This window comes from Chryseobacterium sp. S0630, from assembly GCF_024158915.1.
Classification (GTDB): Bacteria; Bacteroidota; Bacteroidia; order Flavobacteriales; family Weeksellaceae; genus Chryseobacterium.
On sequence record NZ_JAMZGF010000009.1, the window covers coordinates 120,880 to 128,046 of the forward strand.

The 7,167-nt window shown below is 38.1% G+C and carries 3 protein-coding genes; all 3 read right to left on the minus strand.

Annotated elements, in window-relative coordinates:
- Window positions 1-10 precede the first annotated feature (10 nt).
- Complete coding sequence (locus tag NK356_RS06585) at window positions 11-2,242, minus strand: molybdopterin oxidoreductase family protein (protein WP_253316537.1); 2,232 nt, start codon at window positions 2,240-2,242, stop codon at window positions 11-13.
- A gap of 11 nt (window positions 2,243-2,253) precedes the next feature.
- A complete protein-coding gene (locus NK356_RS06590) occupies window positions 2,254-3,309 on the minus strand; it encodes an MFS transporter (RefSeq protein WP_253316538.1) in 1,056 nt (351 codons plus the stop codon).
- A gap of 1,190 nt (window positions 3,310-4,499) precedes the next feature.
- Window positions 4,500-5,762, minus strand: coding sequence for a hypothetical protein (locus NK356_RS06595; RefSeq protein WP_253316539.1), 1,263 nt, complete (start codon window positions 5,760-5,762; stop codon window positions 4,500-4,502).
- Between the last annotated feature and the right edge of the window lie 1,405 nt (window positions 5,763-7,167).

Below are 7,167 nucleotides of genomic sequence, written 5' to 3' on the forward strand. Positions count from 1 at the left end.
TTTTTTTTACTTAATATTGAATGTCTCTGCTTTGATTGGCAAATTCTTTTGAATGCTCTCCTTTTTTTCTTCCTGTTTTTTCTATTTTGCAGGCACAGACCTTAAACTCGGGAATTTTTGATACGGGATCCAAAGCATCAATGGTTAATTGATTGGCTGAGTTTACCCCACCCCAATGGTAAGGGATAAATACCGTGTCCTGTCTGATTGTTTCCACCACATTGGCAGGGAACAAAGCACTTCCTCTTCGGGTAGAAACTTTGATCAGATCATTTTCCTCAATACCATATTCTGCTGCCAGGTTTGGGTGAATTTCCAGTAAAGGCTCCGGATACAGGTCTACTAATTTTCCAATTCTTCTGGTTTGTGAACCACTTAAATATTGGCTTACCACTCTTCCTGTAGTGAGAACAATCGGAAACTCTTCATCTGGCTCTTCAGTTGGTTTTTTGTAGGGAGTAGGATTGAAATGTGCTTTTTTATCATTGGTATTAAATTGTCTGTCTTCCCAAAGTCTTGGTGTTCCCGGATGATCTTCAGTGGGACAAGGCCAGAAAATACCTAAATTCTTTTCTACTCTTTCATAGGTAATACCATAATAATCTGCGGCACTGCCTTTTGAAGCTACTCTTAGTTCATTAAAAGTTTCCTCACTGTTTTTATAATTGAATTTATCTCCTTCGCCTAATCTTCTTGCTAACTCCATCAGGATTTCACTATCTTTTTTAGCTTTCCCAGGCGGATTTACTACTGCACGGATTCTTATTACACGGCCTTCAGCAGAGGTAGTAGTTCCTTCTTCTTCCTCCTGTAATGAGCCTGCAAGAATAATGTTGGCATGGCGCAGGGTTTCGGATAAAAAGAAATCAATTCCGGCATAGAATTCCAGTTTTTCTAATGCTGCACGAACATTGTTGTTATTGGGTAAGGAAACCAACGGGTTAAAACAAATTGATAAAAGCCCTTTGATCTCACCACGGTTGATGGCTTCGATAATCTCGTAGGCACTCAATCCTTTTCGCGGCAGATCTTCTTCTTTGATTCCCCAGATATCGGCTACAAATTTTCGGTGTTCCGGGTTTTCAATATCTCTGTTTCCGGGAAGCTGATCGCATTTGTGACCATGTTCTCTTCCACCCTGTCCGTTTCCCTGTCCGGTAATTGTTCCGTAACCGCAATATGGTTTACCGATTCTGCCTGTTGCCAGAACTAAATTGATACAACTTGAAACATTCTGAACTCCTTTGGAATGGTGTTCTATTCCACGGGCATGCATCAGGAAGCTGGTTTTTGCTTTCCCCCACATTTCTGCAGCTTTAAAAATCAATTCTTTTGGAATTCCAGTAATAGCTTCGCCCCATTCTAATGTACATTCTTTTACTGCCTCGGCGGTTTCTTCAAATCCTGAAGTATAATTGTTAATGAAATCATTATCCAGCCAGTTATTATCAATCAGAACTTTAAGCATCGTATTCGTTAATGCAGAATCGGTTCCCGGTCTAATGGGTAAATGAATATCTGCAGTTCTTGCAATAGGAATCTGACGTGGATCAATCACAATTAATTTTGCACCATTATCGCGGGCTTCCCAAATCTTGTGTGTGAGAACCGGAAAACATTCACTTACATTGGCTCCGGTAATGATAATCACTTCGGCATGTGCTAAATCTGCCCAGCTGTTAGAAGAACGGTCCATCCCGAATGCTTTTTTATTTCCTGCCCCTGCACTTACCATACAAAGACGGCCGTTGTAATCAAGATTAGCAGTTTTTAAGGCAACACGGGCAAATTTCCCCACCATATAACTTTTTTCATTAGTCAGCGAAACACCGGAAAGCATTGCAAAAGCGTTTTTACCATATTGATCCTGTATTCTTCTGATTTCTTTGATGACTGCATCATAGGCCTCATCCCATTCTATAGGTACAAACCCTTTTCCTTCTACTCTTTTATAGGGTGAAAGTAAGCGGTCCGGATGATTGTCCTGCATATACCGCTGAACTCCTTTGGGGCATAATCTTCCTTCATTAAAGGGAAAGTCGTTCCAGGGCTCAAAACCTACCACTTTTTTGTCTTTTACTTTTAGCTGAATTCCACACTGCAGACCACAAAAGCAGCAATGTGTTTTTATCAGGGCATCAGGATTCTGAGGATTGGATCTTACTGTTCCTTTATTCGGATAGTGCTGATGGGGTCCGAATACACTGATGATTTCGTCGGCCGATACGGGTAATTTTGCCATTGTATTATATTTTAACCAAAATAAGTTCCTGATTCCTGTCTTGCTTTAAGATGTGCTTTTGCAAGCATTGCTCTTTTTCCTTCCGGGCTATAGTCTAAATAGCTCTTACCGTCTTCACAATCAAGATCAAATCCCATTTCTTTTGTAATTTCTTTTAAGTCTTCGATGTGCATTTTTGTAGTGTACTCGTCTCCGGTGTGCGGGCAAACCTGCATCCCTCTGCGTTTTCCTTCAATTTTATAAATATTGGCTCCTACCTGCGCAGGTCTTTGGAAAATGTGAAAGAACTTCCCAAAAGGAATCCACATCAGAAACAGCGCTACGGTAATAGCATGTGTAATTGCCATAAACTGGCTCATTTTCCCTTCCAGAAAGGAATAATCAAACCAAATTCCCAACCCTGTAACAGAAACAGCTACAAGCAAGATCAGTGGCAGCCAGTCTCTCTCAAACCACTGGGTGGCAATCTGTCCTTCGTCTACAAATCTTCTGTGCATCATGATCAGACATCCGATAATGACCATAATTGCAGTCCAGACCAGAATATGAAATAATATGACGGCCATTATTGTATTGAGAGGGAAAGTCATCACTGTAAAGCCCATCATATGGGTTTCATACATATCAGTAGTTCCTTCCTTTAGCGTGAAATGCATCCACCCGAATGTTAATCCAAATGTTACTGCAAAAGATATAAGACATCCTGTAGCTAAAAGAAAATGCCCAAACCATCTCGCCTTTCCTCTTGGAAGAATAAACCTTTGAAATAAAATATTACGGACCGATAAAAGGATCACTTCTTTCATGTATATGGGATAATCTTTACTGAAAATAAATTCCCATGTGCGCTTCCAATATTTCTGTGTGGCCGGACGCTGTTTCCATACAGAATGGTGATACACCACTCCAAAAGTCATACTGATGGTTCCGAAGAAATAAATAATTAACGCTGCATCAAAGTTTTGAAGATTAACAGACCCTATTACTGTCATAGCGATGACCGTTAAGGTTGCCATAATGGCATTAATGAATGCTTTCCTGTTGATATTTGTAAAAATGCTGAACATCTTTTATGTTTTTAATAGTTACTCATGAATTATTAAAGAGAAACTATACTATTCTTAAGCAAAGATACAGCAATGAAATTTTAAATAAGACATTTTTATCTTATTTAAAATTATTCAAAATAATTTCCCTGATTTTAAAACGCAAACTCTTAATATACAGCAAATTACAACAAGCATGATTTATATCACCTTACCATTCTACTTTAAAGCAAGCTCAACAAATAGCTACAGTCTAAATAAGAAACATTGGAATTATCTTTAGTTAAAACATTATCATAGAGATATGCTTTGATTTTGTATAAAATGTTGGGTATTTTTTTGTTTTAAAATTTTTGATTGATTGAATGGCAGACTAAAAAACCTCACAGATTTTGGAAATCTGTGAGGTTTCACATTCATTATATTAACCTGAGTTTGGATTAAAAATTCCTGATTCAGATGGTTTTGAAGCTGGGAGATGGAAGAAGGAAGACATGAAGATCATCAACAATGGCTATTTCTCTTTTTCAAGAGGGAAATTGTTTAAACTTATCGGAAATCTATTAAAACCATGAAGAAGGATTAAGAAATAAAGTATAGTTAAGATAAATCATTCTGATTTTTAAGCGTAAAGCGAAGCTTATCTTAATACTCTTAAACTCTTATTACATCTTAACGGTTCAAAAATAAAAGTTTAATTCATAGTATATAAAGAAAAAACAGTTCACGATTTCTGAACTGTTTTTTTTGAAGTTATTTAAATATAGGATATATAAACCATTAAGAAGGATTAAGAAAAAAAGTATAGTTAAGATGAATCATTCTGACTTTTAAGCTTAAAGCGAAGCTTATCTTAACACTCTTAAACTCTTATTATATCTTAACGGTTCAAAAAGAAAAGTTTAATTCATAGTATATAAAGAAAAACAGTTCAGGATTTCTGAACTGTTTTTTTTATTGGAGTTATTTAAATATAGGATTTATAAACCATTAAGAAGGATTAAGAAATAAAGTATAATTAAGATGAATCATTCTGATTTTTAAGCTTAAAGCGTAGCTTATCTTAATACTCTTAAACTCTTATTATATCTTAACGGTTCAAAAAAGAAAAGTTTAAAAAAGTTTAGTATTTACTTGTGAAGAGGCTGTAATTTTATACTAAAAATAATAACCTCCATCCTATTTCCTCCTGCTTTCCAGCCTTCAATCTATTATTTATATCGGGTAATGGTAAATAATCCAAAAGTATTATTATGCCCTAAACCATCATCAGCAGACACGAGTGACCATGTTCCAATATAAAACCGAACACTTCCATCTGTAGTATCGTGAATAAGAATATTGGCGTTGACATATTCACTACTCCCGTTTGTACTAAAGCCAAATCCATCATTTCCATCAATTCTGTTGCAAACCGCTCCAGGCCGCAACCAACTTCCTGCTCCAGAATAGATATTAGCGTCCTGAGTAGAAAGTGCATTAAGGCTATAAAACACCGGAGATGAAGAGGTATTAACAAATTTAGGTGACGGCCATGCTCCTGTATATCCTCCTGAAGCAATATCCATTCGTAATGCTCCATTAGGTCCAAAATTTACAAAGCCGCTGGTACTTCCTGCTGCTTCAGAGAGAAACAAATAATTTACAGTCTGAAAATTTGTAAGTGCTTTACCGTTCATCCAAGTCTTGTTACTTCCTGCTGAGCCTGCAATAAATGATGGGGTAGGAACACTAATTACCGCTGTTCGGGTTTCTCCCACATTTAAATCTGTGGTAGATGTGGTGGTTCCTCCATCAGCTTTTAAAACCACCCATTGTGCCCCATCCCAATAATATATCCCCTTACTCTTTAGGTTTCCTGCCCCTGTATTGTAAACCACTAATCCTTCAGCGGGTGCACTTATCGTACTTACATCGGTTATGCTGTTGAGCGCAATTCTTGGTGGAAGAAAGCCTTTATTGGCAGCTGTAAGGTCTAGCAAAGCACTTGTGTTTGGTGAGTTCGTTCCTATACCTACACTTCCATCGTCTGTCGCTACAAACTCCGTTCCTGCTGTTCTCGTTGTACCATCAGCCAATGTTCCAAGTTTTACCATTGCATTAGCTGTATCATTCATCCATGCATCATTGGTTGTATCATCGCTACCACTTACTTTCTGCCATGCAGCTCCGTCAAAAAAGTAATACCCCTCTGCGGTAATGTTAGCTGTTTTAGGAGAAACTGAAGTCACGGCAGCCGTAGCATAGATCATCGCTCCGGTTTGGGCAGCAGTATATTGTGCGTCTGCCGCTTTGATCTGGTCTCCGGTAAGACGGGGCGGAATCAATCCCTCAGGGGCAGTTCCGTTGGTTGTTTTGGCCGTAATGTCTAAAGTAGCTTTCGGCGACGTATTGTTGATGCCCACCTGAGCATAGGCAGGAATGCTGAATAAAAGAGCTGTCAGCATAAGCAGCGTAATGTTTGTGTTTTTCATATTATTTTTAAAATTTGGATCAGAGACCAGACGAGATATACTTATCCGGAGGCACTGATCAGGTTGTTATTCAGTGTTTTAAAAGACAGCAACATAGATAACAGCCCTGTCTTATGCAGCAGTATACTGTGATCCGCACTTTTACCAATTGACTGTAGCTGTGGCATATAATCCTCAGCAGTTGTTCCATCAGTCGGTTTATGCAGTATTGTCTAAAGGAGTTTTGAGGATATCATGCTCATTCACATGTGACCATAGATTAGGAATCCTCAATAGAAGGGCTGCCGGCATGAGCAGCGTCATGTTTGTGTTTTTCATTTTGTGTTTTTAAATTTCGATCATGCGACCAAACGAGATACACTGATCCGGAGTCACTGATCACGTTGTTATTCAATGTTTTAACAGACAGCAACGTAAATAATAGCTCTGTCTTATGCAGCAGTATACTGTGATCCGCACTTTTACCAATTGACTGTAGCTGTGGCATATAATCCTCAGCAGCTGTTCCATCAGTCGGTTTATGCAGTATTATCTAAAGGAGTTTTGAGGATATCATGCTCATTCACATGTGACCATAGATTAGGAATCCTCAATAGAAGGGCTGCCAGCATGAGCAGCGTCATGTTGTGTTTTTCATTTTGTGTTTTTGTGTTTTTAAATTTTGATCATGAGACCAAACGAGATACACTTATCCGGAGTCACTGATCATGTTGTTATTCAATGTTTTAACAGACAGTAACGTAAATAATAGCTCTGTCTTATGCAGCAGTATACTGTGATCCGCATTTTTACCAATTGACTGTAGCTGTGGCAATGAATTCTCAGCAGCTGTTCCATCAGTCGGTTTATGCAGTATTGTCTAAAGGAGTTTTTGGAATATCATGCTCATTCACATGTGACCATAGGCAGAGATGCTGAATAGAAAAGCTGTCAGCATGAGCAGCGTAATGTTTGTGTTTTTCATATTATTTTTAAAATTTGGATCAGAAACCAAACGAGATACACTTATCTGGAGTCATTGATCATGTTGTTATTCAGTGTTTTAATAGACAGCAACGTAAATAATAGCTCTGTCTTATGCAGCAGTATACTGTGATCCGCACTTTTACCAATTGACTGTAGCTGTGGCAATGAATCCTCAGCAGTTGTTCCATCAGTCGGTTTATGCAGTATTGTCTAAAGGAGTTTTGAGGATATCATGCTAATTCACATGTGACCATAGATTAGGAATCCTCAATAGAAGGACTGCCGGCATGAGCAGCGTCATGTTTGTGTTTTTCATTTTGTGTTTTTAAATTCGGTCATGAGACCAAATGGTGTATATTAATTTGGCGGTATTGATCACTATTGATTCAATGCTTTAGCAGGCAGCAGAATACTGTGTGTCTTGCTTTTATCAATCGTC

Bases quoted from the DNA above. Each gene is read 5' to 3' on its own strand.
- NK356_RS06585 (WP_253316537.1), bottom strand. From the start codon at position 2,242: ATGGCAAAATTACCCGTATCGGCCGACGAAATCATCAGTGTATTCGGA.
- NK356_RS06590 (WP_253316538.1), bottom strand. From the start codon at position 3,309: ATGTTCAGCATTTTTACAAATATCAACAGGAAAGCATTCATTAATGCC.
- NK356_RS06595 (WP_253316539.1), bottom strand. From the start codon at position 5,762: ATGAAAAACACAAACATTACGCTGCTTATGCTGACAGCTCTTTTATTC.